We start from the raw sequence: 19,298 nt of genomic DNA on the forward strand, positions 1-19,298 counted from the left end.
CAGCCTGCAAGCCATGCACGCTGCACGGGCTGCAGCGTTGCCGTATTCTTTGAGGCTGCTTCACCCAAGGCCCCCCATGCAATACACCGTCCAGCACGAAGAAGCCGATTCCAAAGGCGCTTTCTTTATCCAGCGCGATGCAGCACGCGTCGCCGAGATGACCTACAGCCGCACCAATGCCACCATGGTCATCATTGACCACACCGAAGTGGACGACTCGCTACGCGGCGAAGGCGCAGGCCGCCAGTTGCTAGGCGCCCTGGTGGCCTGGGCCCGCGAGACGCACACCAAGGTGCTGCCGCTGTGCCCCTTTGCCAAGGCGCAGTTTGCCAAGGATGCGGCGCTGCGCGACGTGCTGTCCTGAAGCGCTGGCTCAGCGGCGCGCTGCGCCAGCCATGGCATGCCATGGTTTTTCAACTTCCACCCGTTACCTTTGCAAACCACGCGGCTGTGGCATTTATGCATTCCTAGCCAACGCCGCCGAGCATGGGCCAGTAGCATCGCTACCGGGCACCATTTTGCAAACGCGCCGAGCCCTGACTCGCGGCGCTGGCCACACCATACGCCAGGGAGGAACCATGGAGAAGGAGATTCGTTTTGTCACCGTGGAGATCCACGACACGGCCTGGCAAGCCCATGTGTGCCGCGCACTGCTGGAATCAGAAGACATTCCCGCCTACTTGCGCAGCGAACACCATATTGGCCTGCAATGGCCCATGTCGCGGGTACTCGGTGGCGTTCGCGTTGTAGTGCCTGCGCACCTGCTCCACCAGGCGCAGTCTTTGCTGGCCGAGCGCGACAACGGTACGCTGGAGCAAGCCTTGGAGCATGACTATCCCAGTGACGCGCGGGTATGCAAGGCTTGTGGCGGCACAGCGTTCCGGCTCAAAACTCCTCTCAGCGCTGCATTGGCAACGTTTTTGATGCTCTGGTTGTGGTCAACACCGTTCCCGCCCGGCAAGGAACATTTCTGTAAGCAGTGCGGCGCCATGGCACCATAAGACATACGGATGGAGCGGCGCCCATGCGTCATCCTCAGGTGCAGCGATAGCCATGACGGCACCGCTTGACTCAAGCCCCCAGCACCCCATCCCGCAACCGCGCCAGCACCCCATTTCCCAGCGCCTGCGCGTTGTAACAAAGCCCAATACGCCGCTTCAGCTCCACCTCCAGTGGCTGGGTCTGCACACCGGGCACCTCTTGCGCAAGGGTTTCCGGCAGGATGGCCATGCCCACGCCCGCAGCCACCAAATCCAACGCCAGCGAGAAGTTGCTGGCCAGTGCGGCGGGGGTGTCGGCGCGGCTGCCGTAGAGGGGCACCAGGCGCTGGTGGCTGGGGTGGGTGGGGCAGATGATCCAGTTCATGGCTGGATCTTGCAAGGCGTTACCCGCGTTTTCTGGCACCTGGGTTTGGGCCGGCAAAGCCAGCACATAGCGCTCGCTGAGCAGCGGCAAGAACAGCTCATCCTCGCAGCGCAGCTCTTCGCTGGCCAGGCGTGCATCGCCCTCGCATTGCGCCAGCAAATGCAGCTGCAGGCCGGGCACGCAAGACCGTGCCTTGGCGGCCAGGCGCTGCACGGTGCTGCGGGCCACATCCTGCTCCACGCCAATAGTCAGGCGCTCGCGCTCGTCGCGTTGGCGAAAGCGCTGGGCCAGGTCGTCGGCCTCGGCCAGCATGCGGCGCACCTGGGGGTAGAGCGTGCGGGCGTCGTCGGTGACTTCCACACCCCGTGCCTTGCGCACAAACAGCGCCGTGCCCAGCGACTCCTCCAGCAGGCGGATGCTGCCCGACAGCGCGGGCTGGCTCAGGTGCAGGCGCTGTGCCGCTGCGGTGATATTGCGCTCTTCAAAGGCGGCCACAAAGGCCCGGAGTTGGCGGTAGTCCATGCGTAGCCATAAGTTAAACGTATGAGTGAAAGAAGAATAAACCATTTTTCAACCAGCACACGCCGCATTTACACTGCATTTTCTGCAGAAATATCAGAATAATCTATTCCTTAAAGCACCACCATGACCGCACCACGCAAACCCCTGATCGTTATTACCGGTGCCAGCTCGGGCATTGGCTTGGCCACCGCGCAGCTGTTCTCGTCCCTGGGCCACCCGCTGCTGCTGCTGGCCCGCCGGCTGGACAAGATGCGGGCCCTGAACCTGCCCGACTGCCTGGCGCTGTCGGTGGATGTGACCGACCGCGTAGCACTGGCTGCCGCCGTGCAGCAGGGCGAAGCGCGCTTTGGCCCGGCCGATGCCATCGTCAACAATGCCGGCGTCATGCTGCTGGGCGAGATCACGCGCCAGGACCCGGAGCAGTGGGACCGCATGCTGGATGTGAATGTCAAAGGCGTGCTCAACGGCGTGCACGCCGTTGCCGCTGGCATGGTGCAGCGCCAGCGCGGCAGCATCATCAATGTCAGCTCGGTCGCGGGCCGCAAGAGCTTTGCCAACCATGTCGCCTATGTCGGCAGCAAGTTTGCCGTGCATGGCCTGACGGAAAACCTGCGCGAAGAGCTGGCCGCCCACAATGTGCGCGTCACCACCATCGCCCCCGGCGCGGTAGAGACCGAGCTGCTCGGCCACACCACCGATGCGGCCATCAAGTCCGGCTACGAGGATTGGAAAACCGCCATGGGCGGCAAGGTGCTGGCTGCGCAAGATGTGGCCAACGCCATCCACTACGCCTATGCACAGCCAGATGGGGTGTGCATCCGTGAAATTGTGCTGGCCGCCACGCGCCAGCAAGCCTAAGGCCAGCAAGACGAGCCTGGGTACTTCGTTGCCGCCGGCCGCGCCAAGCCTTGCCGTACGCTTGGACGGTCGGCGGCCTCGCGCTTCGTCTCAAGATCCGTCTTGGCGGCTTGCAGTCACCCATCACCTACGCCTTCTCCAAGCGAAACTGATCCTAAGTATTAGTTTTTCTTAAGTTGTTATCTAAATCTCCGCTACATGGCTAGTATTTGAAGAAATACTAATAGTCAAAAATCCACTGCAAAACGTCCAGGGTTCTGCAGTGGATGCCAAACGGAGACGACATGAAGACAAGCTCGGGTCTCGATGTTCGCGCCTTGAAGATTTTCGAGGCCGTAGCGTCTTCGGGCAGCCTGTCCAAAGGGGCGGCTGCGCTGGGGGTCACGCAATCGGCGGTCTCGCAGACCATCACGCAGATTGAGGCGATCCTGCAGACGCAGGTCTTTGACCGCTCGCAGCGGCCCTTCAAGCTCACGCCAGCGGGCATTGCGCTCAGCCGCCGGGCCGGGCAGATTGTCGAAGACATGGAGCGCCTGGTGGTGCATGTGCGCGATGCCGACCTGGCCAGCCGCCCGGCCATGCGCGTGGGCATGATCGACTCCTTTGCCGCCACCGCAGGGCCAGCCATCGTCAAGAAGGTCACCGCGTCTGCCAGCCAGTTGCTGCTCTGGTCGGGGCTGGCCAACAGCCATGCGGCCGCGCTGTTAAAGCGCCAACTCGATTTGATCGTCACCTCGGACACGCTCGAAGATGTGGACCACATCGTGCGCCGCTCCATCTTCTCTGAGCCCTTTATCGCGGTGATCCCCAAGGTGCGCGAAAAAGAGTTCAAGAACGCCGACCTCACCACCCTGATTGAGAAGATGCCGCTGATCCGCTTCAGCGCCCGCTCCCACTTTGGCGCTTTGATCGAGCGCCATCTGCGCCGCCAGGGCTTCAGCCCGCGCCCTTACCTGGAGATCGACACCTCCGATGTGGTGATGGCCATGGTGGCCGCCGACCTGGGCTGGACCGTCACCACGCCCCTGTGCTTTTTGCAAGGCCGGGCCTACAGCGCGCAGGTCACCGCCCTGCCGCTGCCCGGTGCCAGCCTCAACCGCAGCATCTACCAGCTCTCCCGCGAAGGGGAGTATGTGGACATGGCCGAGAACTGCTTCCAAGTGAGCAGAAGCGTCATGGAAAACGACATCTTTCCCGATGTACGCCAACTGATCCCCTGGCTCAGAAGCGGGATCGCGCTGAGCTAGCCAGCCCTTGCACAAGCCGCTTTCCATGGCTGGGATGCCGTCGCATCCGTGCCAGGTCAGCGCCTTGTCCAGCGATTGGCCAGCTCTTTAAAAACAGGAAATCCAAGGAGACAAAATGACCCTCAACCGCCGATCTTTCATCCAGCAAAGCGCTGCCGCCTCATTCGCTGGCGCCCTGTCGCTGCCCACGTTTGCGGCAGAGCAAACCCTCAAATACGGGGGCTCACCCTGGCTGGGCCACTACCCCGCCCACCTGGCGATGGCCGAGGGCTACTTGAAGGAGGTGGGCATCACGCAGGACTGGCAGTCGTTTGCCACCTCCTCGGCCCGCATGAGCGCCTTCATGTCCGGCGGGGTCGATATCGGCTGCGCCGGCATTGTCTCGGCATTGGCGCTGATGTCGCGCGGTGCCAAGCAGTTCGCCATCATTGCGATCCCGGAGAACTTTGGCCGGGTTGAAGGCCTGGTGGCCCGCAAAGGCATCGATAGCATTGCCGACCTCAAGGGCAAGAAGATCGGCGTGACCTTTGCCTCCAGCACCCATCTGCTGGTGCTCGATGTGCTGCAGCAGGCGGGCATCCAACCCGGCGAGGCCGACGTGCTCAACATCCCCGGCCCGGAGCTGCATGGCGCCATCAAAACCGGCCAGATCGATGCGGCCGCCGCCTGGACCCCGCACTTTGACAACATCCTGCGCGAGCCCGGCGTCAAGCTGCTCGCCGATGACTCGCAGTTCAGCCTCTACAAAACCTTCAAGGTCACGCCCGGGCCTGATGTGCTGCTGGTGCGCCGCGAGTTTGCCGCCAAGAACCGCGACCTGGTCAAGGCCTACCTGTCGGCCTACTTCAAGGCCAGCGATCTGCTGCGCGAGCAGCCCCAGAAGGCCTCGCAAGCCCTGCTCAAGTTCACCGGCCTGACGATGAAGGAGCAGATGTCGGCCGTCACCGGCTCCGACTGGTACCCGCAGGCGCAGCAAAAGGAGCTGCTCACCGGCGCGTTTGTGCAGGGCCTGCAAAAGCTGGCCGAGATGCTGGTGCAGCACAAGCAGATCGACAAGGCCCCGGTCGTCAAAGACTGGATTGATGCCTCCTTTGTCTGAAGGCCGGAGCACACCCCGTGATCGCCAAACCCCCTTCCTCCATTGCACTGGCTGCCACCAGTGCCGCGTCCATCCTGCTGTTCATCGCCGTCTGGGAGGCCGTGTGCCGCGCCGGCCTGGTCGACCCCATCTTTCTGCCCCCGCCCAGCGCTGCGCTGGGCAAGGCGGTGGCCATGCTGGGCGATGGCACGTTCTGGCCCCACATCCTGGCCTCTGCGCGCCGGGTGATGATCGGCTTTTTGGCGGCCACCGCCGTGGCCGTTCCGCTGGGCATTTTTCTGGGCACCTCGTCGTACGCCCGGGCGGCCTTTGACCCCATCCTGTCGTTCCTGCGGCCGCTGCCCTCGATGAGCTGGATTCCGCTGTCCCTCTTGTGGTTCGGCATCACCGAAACGCAGAAGTACAGCATCGTCTTCATGGGCTGCTTTGCACCCGCGATGGTGTATGTGATCGAGGCCACGCGCAATGTCGATCCGCTCTTGGTGCGCGCCGCGCAAAACCTGGGCGCCAACCGCTGGCAGGTGATGCGGGAAGTCATCCTGCCCGGCAGCCTGTCGCAGATTTTGAGCGGCTTCAAGGTCATCCTGGGCCTGGCCTGGACCTGCGTGATCGCCGCCGAGCTGGTGGCCGCGCGCGAAGGCCTGGGCTTTCTCATCATGAACGGCAAGGAGTTCTTCCAGACCGAAGTCGTCGTGCTGGGCATGGTGCTCATCAGCACCACGGTGCTGATCACCGACTTCTTCTTCCGACTGATTGAAAACTGGGTACTGAGGTGGAAACAATGAACGCGCAACACAAAGGCCCGATGATCTCCATCCAGGGCATCGCCAAGCACTACGGTGATTTCAAGGCGCTCGAACGCGTCGATCTGGAGATTGAAAAAGGCGAGTTCGTCGTGCTGCTGGGCGCCTCGGGCTGCGGCAAATCCACCCTGCTCAACCTGGTCACCGGTTTTGACAAGCCCACCGCCGGCCGCATCGTCGTCAACGGCCGCGAGGTCAACAAGGTCGATCCGCACTGCGGCATGGTGTTCCAGCAATACGCACTCTTCCCCTGGCTCACGGTGCTCGACAACGTCGCCTTTGGCCTGAAGATGAAGGGCATTGCCAAGGCCGAGCGCCTGGATGTTGCGCGCCGCTTTATCGACATGGTGGGCCTGCAGGGCTTTGAGGACCGATACCCCAATGCGCTGTCGGGCGGCATGCGCCAGCGCGTCTCCATCGCCCGGGTGCTCGCCAATGACCCCGATGTGATCCTGCTTGACGAGCCCTTTGCCGCCTTGGATGCGATGACCCGCCAGGTGCTGCAGGACGAGTTGCTGCAGATCTACGAAAAGAGCAAGAAGACCATCATCTTCATCACCCACTCCATCGACGAGGCACTGCTGCTGTCCACCCGCATGCTCATCATGAGCGCGCGGCCCGGCCGCGTGGTCACCGACATCCGCAACGACCTGCCTATGCCGCGCAATGCGCAGGTCCAGCTCTCGCCGCGCTACAACGAGCTCAAGGGCCAGATCTGGGACACCGTGCAGTCCGAGGTCATGCGCAGCCTGCAGGCCACCCGCCACTAACCACCACCATCCCATGTCCAAGCAACCTACTTTCCCGAGCTACCAAGCGGGCTCGGGCTGGAATACCTTGCTCCCCAAAAGGCAGGCCAAAACCCAGGCCCCCACGGAGCGGCACTTTGATGCCATCGTGATCGGCGCCGGCGTCACCGGCCTGGCCGCTGCCCGGCGCATCGCCGAGCTGGAGCCCCAGGCCCGCGTGCTGCTGCTCGATGCCAGCACCGTGGGCGACGGCTCCTCGGGCCGCAACTCCGGCTTTTTGATCAACCTGCCGCACAACACCGGCATGTCCGGCCATGGCAGCCCCATCGAGGTGGCGCGCAAGCAGATTGCGCTCTACAACACGGGGCTGGCCTGGCTCAAAGCGCTGATCGACCAGCACCAGATCGACTGCGGCTGGAACCCCGTGGGCAAGTACCATGCGGCCGCCACGGCCGATGGCGCAGCCCGCCTCAAAAGCACCCTCAAGCAATACCAGCAATGGGGCGTGCCCTATACCGAGCTGGGGCGCGATGCACTGCAACACCGCTTGGGCACCACGCACTACCACTACGGCTACCACTCGGACAACAACGTCTTTGTGCAACCCGCCGCCCTGGTGCGCGGCCTGGCAGACAGCCTGCCCGCCAATGTCCAGCTCTGGGAGGGCGAGCCGGTGCTGTCGCTGCAGGAGGGCCAGCCCCACACCGTGCACACGGCCACGGCCAGGCTGACCTCGGCGCGCATCGTCATCGCCAACAACGGCTTTGCCCGCAAGCTCGGCTTTGCGCGTGACCGGGTGTTCACCATCTACACCTACGCGGGCCTGACCGAGCAGTTGGACGGGGAGGCGCTGCAACAACTGGGCCCTGAGCCGGAATGGGGCGTGATCCCCGCCAACCGCCTGGGCACCACCTTGCGCAAGGTGGCGAGCGGGCGCTTTATGGTGCGCAGCGCCTATTCGTATGACCGCGAAGAGCCGCTCGCCGATGTGCGCAAAGCGCTGCAGGCCTGCTACCAGATGCGCTACCCGCAGATGCGCTCGCATGCGCTGCCGTTGGTATGGGGTGGGGTGACAGCACTCACCCGCAACGGCGCGCTGTACTTTGGCCAGATCAGCCCCGGCCTCTACATCTCCATCGGCTGCAATGGCGCGGGCATGCTCAAGGGCAGCATGTTCGGCAAGCTCTTGGGGGAGATGGCCTGCGGCCAGCAATCGCCCCAGCTGGCCGATGCGCTGGGCTTTGAGCGCCCCACTTGGCTGCCGCCCGAGCCGCTGCGCCGCATGGCGATTGTCAGCACCATCCACTACCAAAAGTACAAGGCCGGCATTGAACGTTAGCGCCCCGCCACCAGGCACTGGCCTTTGCAAACATTGAGGAGAACACCCCATGTCCAACACGAACACACACACCAACTCCAACACCAACACCAACTCCAACACCAACACAAGCACCAACACCATCACCCGCATGGGCGGCAACCACCGCATGTCCCAGGTCGTGCGGCACGACCACACCTTGTACCTGGCCGGCCAGGTTGCCGACAAAGTCGATGTCGGCATCAGCGGCCAGACCGAAGAAGTGCTGGCCAAGATCGACCGCCTGCTGGCCGAGCATGGCAGCCACAAAGAGCGCATCCTCAGCTGCCAGATCTACCTGGCCGATATGCGCCATTTCGCCGAGATGAATGCCGTCTGGGACCAGTGGGTCGCCGCTGGCCATGCCCCGGCCCGCGCAACGGTAGAAGCCCGCCTGGCCAGCCCGGCCAAGCTGATCGAGATCTGCGTGGTGGCTGGCGCAGGGGGCTGAGCCACCGCCGCGCCCCCTGCTCAAGGCTTCTTCATGGCCCAGACAGTTGCTGCCGTTGGTTGCTGCCGTTGCAGACGGCCTCCGTGGCAGGGCGCAGGGGGTGGCGGCAAAAAGAAGAACCAGCCGACTTGTCTGTTGGCTGGCTCTATTACCTGGCACCCATTAGGCAGTGCATATTACTCAGTGCTTATTACCCAGTGCTTATTACCCGAAATCGATTATCGGCACCATGCCCTTGCCAACCGGGATTGGCGCCTGGGTAGCCTTATCTGCGCAAACGATGCGGAAATATTTTCTAACGGGTTTTCAGCGCCATGAATGGATTCACAGGACCATCACCTGTCTTTGGTCTCAAAAATAGTGGGGTTCTCTCGATAATCGCACCATGGGCTGCGGGAGGGCATCAGCCCTGAGGCTGCTGACTTGGGTGGGATCGCTCTGGGAAGGCATCGCAGGCTGGCTATCCCCCGTCAACAAGGAGGTATCGCATACTTTGGCAATCGCCAAACTCTCTCCATCCTTCTGAATCAGCAAGCCCGCATGGGGACAGCTGCCCGGTTGGCAGGCTTGGCTGAGGGCGATCCCCTCTGCCGTTTGCTGAGCAGCGACCTCAGCCTCCATGCAAGTGCTATCTGGCTGAGGCCATGGCCCGCCCTCCAGGGCAAGCGCAGGCCCACTTTGCGCCCCCGCCCATTGGCTGAACAGCAAAGCCGCTGCCACAGTAATTGATCGCATAGACATAAGTCACCTCCATTTCAAATGAACTCCCAACGAGGAGGACTGAATAATAGAGGATTGCAAATTTCAAGTGCCCATAATAATTGTCTGAAATTGCAATTTAACAAATAAGATTAATATCTCAATATATTCATCCGGCAAATCAACAATCAACAAAGGCTTTAGCAAATACCAGCGCGCTCAGCCAGGGTGGTTCTGTCAGACGCCATTTTTTCTCAGCGCTGTTTCCAAGCATCTGCGCTTTGGCAGCAACCAGGGCCACGCTGCGGATTGCCCAAGCCCGTGGCCAGGCCCAGCCAGGGACTTGCAGAGCGGCCCCTGGGCATTCACCCCCTTGGATGCGCCCAGAGGGCTGGGGCAAAAGCAGGGGTGGATCAGGATCGATTGATTCCCCGAACCCCTCGGCCAGTGTTGCCCCCATCTCTGTGGCCACCGCTGACAAATGCACACTTGCATTGGCAGCGTCAATCCTCAAATTAGGGGTAATTACTCATTCTCTTTATTATTTTTCCCTGTAAAGACGGGCTAAATATTGCCTATTGACACAGATCAATAATACGCACGGTCCTCTAGCTTTTGACAATCATTGACAAATGTTAATGGGCACACACTTCGGCAAAAAGCATCTAACAGCAGACTTTCTTCATAGAAATCATCATCAATTACTAATATGAGAGGATTTGTATAGTAATTTTTACATCTCTTATAACTATGATAGAAATGCTCATCATAAATTTAAATAGTTAAAAAGAGGTGCGCGCATGAAACTAGGAAAACTGTTGGCGGGGATGCTGCTCAGCGTGCCGGCTATCGTTTTGGCCCAGGCCAATATCGACAACGGCACCCTGCGGGTGGGGGTGCGTGCAGACGGCGCGCTGATGCCGCAGGAGATATCGCCGCTGACCGGCATTACTTATTTGGCCAGTGGTGCCGATGGCCTGACACCGGGTTGCGCCTGTGAAGCCTGGGGCATCGCCGATACGGTGAGCAATACCTCCGGATTTACGGGCTCCAGTGTGGGCACGATCGGCATCACGTCTGAGTCTTTCACCGCTACGGCTACGACCGCTACCGCCGTGGCCAATGCCTTTGGCACCTTCCGCGTTACCCACGCTTTTGCGCCTTCTTCGGCCACCAACCATATTTACGAAGTCAAGGTCACCATCGAGAACATCTCTTCCGCACCGGTCGAGGCCTTGTATGGCCGCGCGATGGACTGGGATGTGTTCCCCACGGAGTTCAACGAGTACACCACCCTCCAGCGCGGCAGCAGCACGGCGCTGGTCTTCTCCAGCGACAACGGCTTCCATACCGCCGACCCGCTGGAGCTCGACTCGGGCATTTTGTTTGTCGACCAGGATGTGGTGGACAGCGGCCCCGAGGACCACGGCGCGCACTTCCGCTTCAACTTCGGCACCATCGCCCCCGGTGCCAAGGTGGAGTTCACCATCGGCTACGGTGCGGCGGGCAACCAGGTCGATGCGCTGGCAGCCTTGGCCGCCTTTGGCGCCGAGGCCTATTCACTGGGCAAGCCCAGCGAGAACCCCCCCGGCACCCCCAACACCGATGGCACGCCCAACACCTTTATCTTTGCCTTTAAAGGCATTGGCGGTGTGCAGCTGATTGGTGTCGATGCCGTCAACGACGCGGCACCGGCCATCACCCGCCCGGCCAGCGGCACGGTGCCTGCCATCAATGTGCTGACGAACGACACGGTCGATGCCGCCCCGGCGACCACCAGCAATGTGGCCTTGACGGCGGTGGGCACCTGGCCTGCCGGCATCACGGTCACGCCGGATGGCAATGTGCTGATCGGCGCGACGGCCACGCCTGGCTCGTATACCGTGAGCTACCAGATTTGCAGCACGGTGCAGGCGACGCAATGCGACACGGCTACGGTTACTTTGGAGGTGACGGCGCCGGTGGTGGTCGTGCCCAAGGCGGTGCCGGTGGGGCATCCGTTGGTGTTGGCTGGGCTGGGCTTGTTGTTGCTGGGTGTGGCGCGCCGCAAGCTGGTTTGATTGCTGCTCTATCTATATAGATAGGGACTGCGTCTTGATGCCCCTTGGCTTTTGCTGGGGGCATTTTTTATGGTTTTCGTTTTGGTGGCGGCCATGCTTTTGCATAGGCCTGCGGCGCTGCATAGTTTTGCTGGCCGGATTTCGCCCGGCGGGCGAGGTACTTTTCTTGGCGACCAAGAAAAGTACCCAAAAGAAGGTCGCCCCTGCTGACTGCGACCCTTCGCGTTGCGAAGGGCAACCTGTGTCGTGGCGTTTGTGGGGTGTGCCGCGAAACTCACTACGCGCCAAAGGCGCTCCGTTCGAACAGACGCGGCAAGCTAGTTGACGAAGCGCTGGCACTCTGCGGTGCCAGCGCCACCCCACAAACACCACGCCCCAGGCGCATGCAAAAGGGGGGATGCAACCAGACATCCAAACAGCCAACAGCCGACACGCCATCGCTGCGCTCGGCCAGTTTTGGGGACCGAGCGAAGCGATGGCCCGAGTCAGTGACACCCTGGCCCAGGCGATCTCGCAAGGGGATGCCGATATCGCGGTGGGCCTGCATTTCGACACCCCTGCGCATGTGGAGTCGCGCCTGATCACCAGCGATGAGATCGTGGTCGCCGTCTCCAAGCACCACCCGCTGGCGCAGCAAAGCAAGCTGTATTGGCGCGACCTCAAGGACCAGTCTTTGGTGGTGCTGCGCCGGGGCGGCACCTACGACATGATTGCCGAGGTGCTGCAGGAGCAAGGCGTGGATGTCAACGGCCCGCAAAACCTGTTGTCCATCGAATCGCTGTATGCCGTGGTGCACAGCGATTTGAAGATCGGCGTGATCTCTGCGCTCAGCAAACAGGCGCACTTTGACCAGGAGCTGTGCTACCTGCCGGTGAGCCGGCCGCAGTTGGCCAGAAAAATTTGCCTGATGAAGCACGGCAAGCAGGCTGACACGCCGCTGCTGGTGCAAACCTTCTGGGATATGCTCTGCGAAGCGCTCTGAGCCTGCCCCTGCGTAAACACTGCATAGGCATCTGCATAGAACCCCAGCATGGGATTCCATGCGCTACTCAGCAGCCCAGCGCGCCAGCGCCGCAGCCCGCGCCTGCTTTAGCGCTCGTCTGAATAGCCCTTGGGCCAGCCGTTTGGCCGCTCACAACACGCTTCCCAATTCTTGCCCCGCGCCGTGTGGCCAATGCCGGGGTTAAAGCGGTTGCTGGGATCCAGCTGGCGGTAAAAATCGGCCAGCGCAGGTTTGGCCACATACAGATGGCCCACATTGTGTTCCGCCGGGTACTCGGCGCGGCGCGCATCCAGCAGCCCCCACATGCGGTGCTCCATGGCCAGCGGATCAACGCCCTTTTTCACGATGTAATCCTGGTGGAAGACATGGCAGAAGAAGTGGCCGTAGTAGAGCTTGTGCACCATGTCGGCCTCGACCTCGGCGGGCAACTGCTCCACCCAGTTACGGTCATTGCGGCGCAGGGCCACGTCGAGCGCGACGATGTCTTCGACCTGGGCGCGGTGCACTTCGCGGTAGCGGATGGCGGCGCCGGCAATCGCAAAGCGGTGCAAAAAGGCCTTGCGGCCTTCGTCGGCATCGCATTCAAACCAGCCGCCCGTCGTGCTGCCGCTGAAATGCGTGGTCAAAAACGCGCGCGTGGCGTCTGCCGTGTCGTTGGATACGCGCAGCAGCAGGTGGTGCTCATAGCGCTCGCGCCACTGGCGCATGCGGGCGGGCAGGTGGCTGGGCAACAAGTGGGTGACAGCCTGGATGATGCGGTCGCTGACGCCGCGCAGGCCCAGGCGCTCAAAAAAACCATCGACCCGGCTCTTGAGCGCAAAGGCCGCCGGCACGCGGGCGGTGCCAAAGCGGTCGATCAGCAGGAAGGTGTCTTTGCCGTATTGCTCGCCAATGTCATAAGCCGTGCGGTGGATGTACTCGCCGGCAATGGGCAGCTTGGGCAAGGCGGTGAGCAAGTGGCGGCGCACGGCGGTCAAATCATCGGGCGCATTGCTGCCGATGTAGAAGACGGTGCTGGGCTCTTTGGGAAAGGTATCGAGCCGTACCGCAAACAGACAGAGCTTGCCGGCCGAGCCCGAGGCCTCGAACAGGCGCGAGGGATCGGCGTTAAAGCGCGCGGGCGAGTCCTCGTCCACATCGCGCACGGCTGCGGCGTAGCGCGGGTCGGAGGCGGCGCGCTGCGCATCATGGGCAATGTCGGCCTCGCGGTAGTCGCCGTTTTGCAGGCGGGTGAGGATCTCTTGGGGCGTGGCACCCAGCGCAATGCCCAGGTGGTTGACCAGTGCCAGCGTTCCATCGGCACGCACCTGGGCGTAGAGCGCCAGCTCGGTATAGGCCGGGCCGCGCCGCACCAGCGAGCCGCCGGAGTTGTTGCAAATGCCGCCCAGCACCGATGCGCCGATGCAGGACGAGCCAATCACCGAATGCGGCTCGCGCCCGAGTGGGGCCAGCGCCTGCTCCAGTTTGTCCAAGGTGGCCCCTGGCAGGCAGACGACCTGGGCGCCATCGCCGATCACCTGCACGCCGGTGATGCGCAAGGTGTTGATCAGCACAATCTCGCGGTCATAGCCGCTGCCGTCGGGCGTTGACCCGCCCGTGAGCCCCGTGTTGGCCGCCTGCATGATGACAATGCGGTCCGCCGCCACGGCGGCCTCCACGACTTGCCACTGCTCCCACAAAGTCGCCGGGCGCACGACGGCCAGCACCGGGCCTTCGCCCGTGCGGTGGCCTTTGCGAAAGCGGCGCGTAGCCTGGTCGCCGGTCAGCACATGGGCGGGGCCGACGGCGGCACGCAGCTGGGCAAGCAGGGTATCGCGCGAGACGGGGGTCGTGGTGGCAGCGGTCATGGCATGTCTGGGTGAATGGCTGGACGGTGTTTAGGGGCGCACCAGCAGATCGCCATTGATGTCGGCCACCTTGGCCACGCTGGTCAGGGTCATGGCCACGCGCATTTCCTTTTCCATCAGCTCCAGCAGGTGCTTGACGCCGGCCTGGCCCGAGGTAGCCAGCGCATAGATAAAGGCGCGGCCCAGCAAAGCGGCATCGGCACCCAGCGCGATGGCGCGCACGATATCGAGGCCGTTGCGGATGCCCGAATCCGCCAGGATCTTGATCTGCCCCTTGACCGCATCGGCAATGGCCGGCAGCGCCCGGGCCGAAGACAGCACACCATCCAACTGGCGGCCCCCGTGGTTGCTGACCACAATGCCATCGGCGCCAAAGCGCACGGCATCCTTGGCGTCTTCCGGGTCCAGGATGCCTTTGATGACCATGGGGCCCTTCCAGAAGTCGCGGATCCATTCCAGATCTTTCCAGGAAATGGACGGGTCAAAATTGCTGCCCAACCAGCCGATGTAGTCGGCCAGGCCCGTGGGGCTGCCCCGGTAGGCGGAGATATTGCCCAGGTCATGCGGGCGGCCGTTCAGCCCCACATCCCAGGACCAGGCCGGGTGGGTGACCGATTGCCAGTAGCGGCGCAGCGCGGCGTTGGGGCCGCTCATGCCCGAATGCGCATCGCGGTAGCGCGCGCCGGGCACGGGCATATCGACCGTGAACACCAAGGTAGAGCAGCCAGCGGCCTGCGCGCGCTCGAGCGCATTCTTCATAAAGCCCCGGTCCTTGAGCACATAGAGCTGGAACCACATGGGCCGGCCCAATCCGGGCGCCACCTCTTCAATTGGGCAGACCGAGACGGTGGACAGGGTGAACGGTATGCCATGGGCGGCGGCGGCGCGCGAGGCCTGCACCTCCCCCCGGCGGGCAAACATGCCCAGCAGGCCGACGGGGGCCAGGATAGCGGGGATGGAGAGCTTTTCGCCAAACAGCTCGATGCTGGTGTCGAGCTGGCTCATGTCCTTGAGCACGCGCTGGCGCAGGGCCACATCGGCGTAATCGGCGACATTGCGCTTGAGCGTTTGCTCGGCATAGGCGCCGCCGTCGATGTAGTGGAACAAGAAAGGCGGCAGGCGCTTTTGCGCGGCGGCGCGGTAGTCGGAGGCGGAAGAGATGATCATGGTGGCGCTCTCAGGGCTGGGGTGTTGGTCTCGGCTGCTGTCTCGGGATGTTGTCTGGCGCAGCGCAGATCAGGGTGCACCCGGCGGGTTGGGCATCAGCTCGGCGGGCAGGCGCATGGAGCGCTCGCGGCGCGCGCGCTCTTCGTCCATCTGCTGGATGGTGTGGCGCACATGCTCCAGGTGCTCGCCAATGCAGGCGCGGGCGCGCTGCGGGTCGCCCTCCAAAATCGCCTGCATCAGGCTTTGGTGCTGCACGGTGAGCTGCTGCAGGGTAACGGGGGCGCTCAGGCGAAACATGTCGTGGCGGTTGCGCTCCACGGTAGACAGCACCACGGTGAACAGGCTTTGCATGACCTGCACCAGCACCAGGTTGTGTGAGGCCTCGGCAATCGCCAGGTGAAACTGGGCATCGGCGCGCGCAGCCAGCTCGGCATGGCCGCTTTGCTGGTGGTCGATCATCACCTCAAAGCAGCGCTGGATATGGGCCTTGTCTTGTGCAGTGGCGCGCTGCGCAGCCAGCCAGGCGGTGCTGCTCTCGAGTGCATGGCGGGTTTCCAGCACGTCGTAGCGGTAGTTGGGGTCCGATTCAATCAACCCGGCCAGCGGCCCCATCGCCTCTTGCAGCCAATCGGCCGATGGTACCGTTTGCACATAGGTGCCATCGCCGCGCCGGGCCGACAGCACCCCCTGGCTGATGAGCTTTTGCAGCGCCTCGCGCACCGACGTGCGCGACACCCCCAAATCCAGCGCCAGTTGCCGCTCTGCCGGCAGCCGCTGGCCCGGCTGCAGCCCACGGGCCTGCACCAGGGCAAGCAGTTTTTCGACAACATGGTCAGCGAGGCGCATGGGGGGGAGCTTTCAGGTGTTGTGTGTTCTCGTCGCGGGCGCCATCAGGGGCGATGGCGCAGCGACTCTCAATGACCCGGAATCATCCATGGAAACACATAGGCTTGCAGCGTAGTCATCAAACCGATGATGACCGCAAAGATCAGGCTGTGCTTGACCGTGAAGCGGAACAGGTCTGATTCCCGGCCAGACAGGCCGACGGCAGCGCAGGCAATCGCTATGGACTGGGGCGAGATCATCTTGCCCGTGACACCACCGGTGGTGTTGGCCGCAACGGTCAACACCTGGGGCAGGCCCAGCTGCTGCGCGGTAGTGGCCTGCAGCGCGGCAAACAGCGCATTGGCCGAGGTGTCCGAGCCCGTGAGGAACACCCCAATCCAACCCAGGAAGGGCGAGAAAAAGGTGAAGGCCTTGCCGGTATGGGCCAGCGCCAGGGCCAGGGTGGCCGACAGGCCCGAGTAGTTGGCGACAAAGGCAAAGGCCAGCACCATGCCGATGGAGTAAATCGGCACGGCCAGTTCCCTGAAGGTTTCCCCCAAGGTAGCCACTGCTTTGGCAGGCGACAGGCGCGTGAAGGCGATGGTGATCAGCGCTGCAATCAAGATGGCGGTGCCGGTGGCCAGCAGCCAGTTGAAGGTATAGACAGCACCATAAGGGGCCGCAGCAGTCACCACGGGCGGGGTCTTCTCGACCAGGTTGTGCAAAAACGGCACCGGGATATTGATGACGGTCGCAGCCAACGGGCCACCCGCCGCAAACAGCGCCTTGAAGGGCTTGATGCTCCAGACCGTGACCATGGCGGTCAGGATGATGAACGGCGACCAGGCCTTGATGACCGCAGCGGCGGTGAGCGGCGCGCCCGAGCTGACGGGTGCGACGGGCACGGCTGGAGTGCCTTGCTCGCCGGCCTCAAGCGTGAAGCGGAAGATGCGCTTGGGCTGCCAGACCTTGAGGAACAGGGTCAGCGCAATCAAGGACACGATGGCCGAGGTGATATCGGGCAGCTCCGGGCCGATGTAGTTGGCGGTGAGGAACTGCACGATCGCAAACGAGCCGCCACCGACCAGCACCGCAGGCCAGGTCTCCTTCACACCCCGCCAGCCATCCATGATGGCCATCAGCCAGAACAGCACCAGCACGGTCATGAAGGGCAGCTGGCGACCCGCCATCTGGCCAATCGCAAACGCATCCACGCCCGACACCTGGCCGGCCACGATGATCGGAATACCCATGGCACCAAAGGCGACCGGCGCGGTATTGGCGATCAGGCACAGCCCTGCGGCATACAGCGGCTTAAAGCCCAGGCCGACCAGCAAGGCCGCCGTAATCGCTACCGGTGCACCAAAGCCTGCCGCGCCTTCCAAAAACGCGCCAAAGCAAAAGCCCACCAGGATGAGCTGCAGGCGCTGATCTGGCGTGACCGACAGGATCGACGAGCGGATCACATCGAACTGCCCCGTCTTGACGGAGATCTTGTACAGAAACACGGCGGCCACAATGATCCAGGCAATCGGCCACAAACCATAGAAGAAGCCATAGACGGCCGAAGCCAGCGCTGCGCTGACGGGCATGCGGTAGAACAGCAAGGCCACCGCCAGGGCCAGCACCACCGTGACGGTCCCCGCCTGGTAGCCCTTGAGCCGCAGCTTGGTGAGTGCCAAAAAGAAGAAAACGATGGGGATCAGTGCCACCAGGGCGGAGACCCAGATGTTGCCCGCCGGGTCGTAGTTTTGCTGCCAGAGAGTTTGCATGGCGATGTCTCGAAGTGATTGGACGGGCGCTTGAGGCGCCTTGATCTTGGGCTGTTCACCGGGAGGCATTGCGTAACCGGGCTGCTTGGGGCTGCCCTGTTCTGCGCCCTGCTGGGTGAATGGCTTGTTGGCTGTGCCGTTGGTTGGACCTTTGGTCTAAATTGGTATTACCAATAAAGCGCTGAATCGCCAACCTGCGACAAAGTTGGGCGATTATTGGGGAATTAGCAGATTTTATTGCCAGGGTAAACCCGTAATTTGACAATGTAGCGCACTATTTTCTATATTGGTAATACCAATATGGACCAATCGAAAAGCAAATGGCTTCGCATGGAACACGTCAGGGTTCCCTCCGGCATGGCCGGCCCATGCGCATGCCAAGAGGCCGCGGATGGACTGGATCGTCCTGCGATTTTCAGGTTGACTGGATGTGGATGGGGCTGGCGTCGCTGGCAGCAAGAACTTGTCTTGGTTGCTGGCGCATGGCTTGTTCAGAGGAAAGCAGGCCTAGGGAACGGTAGGCATGCTGGCCTGCTGCTTTCCACCTGGTATGCCGCATCGAAGAAGCGTTGCGCTCCTCAGGTTTTCAACGTGGGGCTTATCAGCCCAAATGCACAAGGTGAGGCCAAAGCCTCACCCTTGGTTTAGACGCGGATACAGGCGATCCGCTGGTCGTTTGGGTGAGAGATCAGTAGACGATCCTATGATCGTCCGGGATGCAACATATAAACAAGTACAAAATTAAGCTAAAAGCGCTGCGCTACTTGCCACGAAACCAGATTGCACATGCCGCCCCGGTCAGTCTTCGATCAGCAGTCTGGATAATCCAGTCGTGTCATCTGCATGGCCCAGCCATGGCTTCACATTCTGATCCGGATACAGAGATAGGTCAGTCAAATAAAACCAAACAACCATTTCTGCAAAAGATGGGAATCTTAGAGAAATAGGCATATTGACATCCATGTATGTCGCCTCCCATTCCCCATCAGAAGACCGCACAGCAGGGTTGAGCAGTAAGTAGTTTTTAAAAACTACGTCGTTCTTTTGCGCAATCACATACGCCCCAGCCATCACCGGGGCGGATGTTAAATCATCCTGCTCTCTGGAATAATTTTTATAATTCGCATCAGCCACTAACATAGGCACATTCTCACGTACAAAGCACTTGGCAGATTCATAGTAATCCTCATCATAGAACACCAATGTATTGATGGCATGGGGTTTTAAAAATTCAAAAAAATTATCAAAATCCTCTACTTCACCAAAAACTCTAAAAATATTAGGCCAACCCAATACCTCCATAGCTGCATAAAAATGCAAATAGCTAGAGGTCGCATCAATAGGGAATTGGTCAATGATTTTTTTAAAATCAGCATCTATCACTTCTGGCGTATTTCTGCCTTTTACCTTCATCCATTCCGAAATAAACTTTACCCAGCTTTCAGGTGTGCCAATGTATTTTGATCCAGACATA

17 protein-coding genes are annotated in these 19,298 nt (G+C 61.5%); 11 read left to right on the plus strand and 6 right to left on the minus strand.

Annotation, left to right across the window (positions count from 1 at the left end; genetic code table 11):
* Positions 1-13 precede the first annotated feature (13 nt).
* Positions 14-364 carry a GNAT family N-acetyltransferase gene (locus M2375_RS14035; protein ID WP_404979324.1) on the plus strand — a complete coding sequence of 117 codons (351 nt, stop codon included), beginning with the start codon at positions 14-16 and terminating at the stop codon, positions 362-364.
* Between the two features lie 214 nt (positions 365-578).
* Positions 579-1,001, plus strand: a complete 423-nt coding sequence (locus M2375_RS14040) for a putative signal transducing protein (protein ID WP_259168183.1) — start codon at positions 579-581, stop codon at positions 999-1,001.
* 70 nt (positions 1,002-1,071) lie between these two features.
* Here M2375_RS14040 and M2375_RS14045 read toward each other — a convergent pair whose 3' ends face one another.
* Positions 1,072-1,887, minus strand: coding sequence for a LysR family transcriptional regulator (locus M2375_RS14045; RefSeq protein ID WP_259168186.1), 816 nt, complete (start codon positions 1,885-1,887; stop codon positions 1,072-1,074).
* 123 nt (positions 1,888-2,010) lie between these two features.
* Between M2375_RS14045 and M2375_RS14050 the strand changes: the two genes are divergently transcribed.
* From M2375_RS14050 to M2375_RS14090, 9 genes are all read left to right on the plus strand, one after another.
* Positions 2,011-2,745, plus strand: a complete 735-nt coding sequence (locus tag M2375_RS14050; RefSeq protein WP_259168189.1) for an SDR family oxidoreductase — start codon at positions 2,011-2,013, stop codon at positions 2,743-2,745.
* A 284-nt stretch (positions 2,746-3,029) separates the two neighbouring features.
* Positions 3,030-3,992, plus strand: coding sequence for a LysR family transcriptional regulator (locus tag M2375_RS14055; RefSeq protein ID WP_259168191.1), 963 nt, complete (start codon positions 3,030-3,032; stop codon positions 3,990-3,992).
* A gap of 115 nt (positions 3,993-4,107) precedes the next feature.
* Positions 4,108-5,091, plus strand: a complete 984-nt coding sequence (locus M2375_RS14060) for an ABC transporter substrate-binding protein (RefSeq protein WP_259168192.1) — start codon at positions 4,108-4,110, stop codon at positions 5,089-5,091.
* 41 nt (positions 5,092-5,132) lie between these two features.
* Entirely contained in the window at positions 5,133-5,876 is a 744-nt protein-coding gene (locus M2375_RS14065) for an ABC transporter permease (protein WP_404979325.1), read from the plus strand.
* A gap of 20 nt (positions 5,877-5,896) precedes the next feature.
* Positions 5,897-6,664 carry an ABC transporter ATP-binding protein gene (locus M2375_RS14070; RefSeq protein WP_259168320.1) on the plus strand — a complete coding sequence of 256 codons (768 nt, stop codon included), beginning with the start codon at positions 5,897-5,899 and terminating at the stop codon, positions 6,662-6,664.
* A 13-nt stretch (positions 6,665-6,677) separates the two neighbouring features.
* Positions 6,678-7,982: an FAD-binding oxidoreductase gene (locus M2375_RS14075; protein WP_259168197.1), complete on the plus strand. Its 1,305-nt coding sequence runs from the start codon at positions 6,678-6,680 to the stop codon at positions 7,980-7,982.
* A 130-nt stretch (positions 7,983-8,112) separates the two neighbouring features.
* Positions 8,113-8,451, plus strand: coding sequence for a RidA family protein (locus tag M2375_RS14080; RefSeq protein WP_259168323.1), 339 nt, complete (start codon positions 8,113-8,115; stop codon positions 8,449-8,451).
* A gap of 1,499 nt (positions 8,452-9,950) precedes the next feature.
* Complete coding sequence (locus tag M2375_RS14085) at positions 9,951-11,210, plus strand: Ig-like domain-containing protein (RefSeq protein WP_259168199.1); 1,260 nt, start codon at positions 9,951-9,953, stop codon at positions 11,208-11,210.
* 475 nt (positions 11,211-11,685) lie between these two features.
* Positions 11,686-12,192: a LysR family transcriptional regulator substrate-binding protein gene (locus M2375_RS14090; RefSeq protein WP_259168201.1), complete on the plus strand. Its 507-nt coding sequence runs from the start codon at positions 11,686-11,688 to the stop codon at positions 12,190-12,192.
* A 107-nt stretch (positions 12,193-12,299) separates the two neighbouring features.
* On the opposite strand, the gene dld is transcribed toward M2375_RS14090, so the two are convergent.
* From dld to M2375_RS14115, 5 genes are all read right to left on the minus strand, one after another.
* Positions 12,300-14,060, minus strand: coding sequence for a D-lactate dehydrogenase (dld, locus tag M2375_RS14095; protein WP_259168202.1), 1,761 nt, complete (start codon positions 14,058-14,060; stop codon positions 12,300-12,302).
* A 30-nt stretch (positions 14,061-14,090) separates the two neighbouring features.
* A complete protein-coding gene (gene lldD / locus M2375_RS14100; protein WP_259168204.1) occupies positions 14,091-15,227 on the minus strand; it encodes an FMN-dependent L-lactate dehydrogenase LldD in 1,137 nt (378 codons plus the stop codon).
* A gap of 69 nt (positions 15,228-15,296) precedes the next feature.
* Positions 15,297-16,073 carry a transcriptional regulator LldR gene (gene lldR / locus M2375_RS14105; RefSeq protein WP_259168206.1) on the minus strand — a complete coding sequence of 259 codons (777 nt, stop codon included), beginning with the start codon at positions 16,071-16,073 and terminating at the stop codon, positions 15,297-15,299.
* A 68-nt stretch (positions 16,074-16,141) separates the two neighbouring features.
* Positions 16,142-17,824, minus strand: coding sequence for an L-lactate permease (gene lldP / locus M2375_RS14110; RefSeq protein WP_259168208.1), 1,683 nt, complete (start codon positions 17,822-17,824; stop codon positions 16,142-16,144).
* Between the two features lie 798 nt (positions 17,825-18,622).
* Complete coding sequence (locus tag M2375_RS14115) at positions 18,623-19,297, minus strand: hypothetical protein (protein WP_259168210.1); 675 nt, start codon at positions 19,295-19,297, stop codon at positions 18,623-18,625.
* Position 19,298: the final 1 nt, after the last annotated feature.

The sequence above is a fragment of the Comamonas sp. BIGb0152 genome (assembly GCF_024809975.1).
In the GTDB taxonomy this organism is placed as follows: domain Bacteria; phylum Pseudomonadota; class Gammaproteobacteria; order Burkholderiales; family Burkholderiaceae_C; genus Comamonas.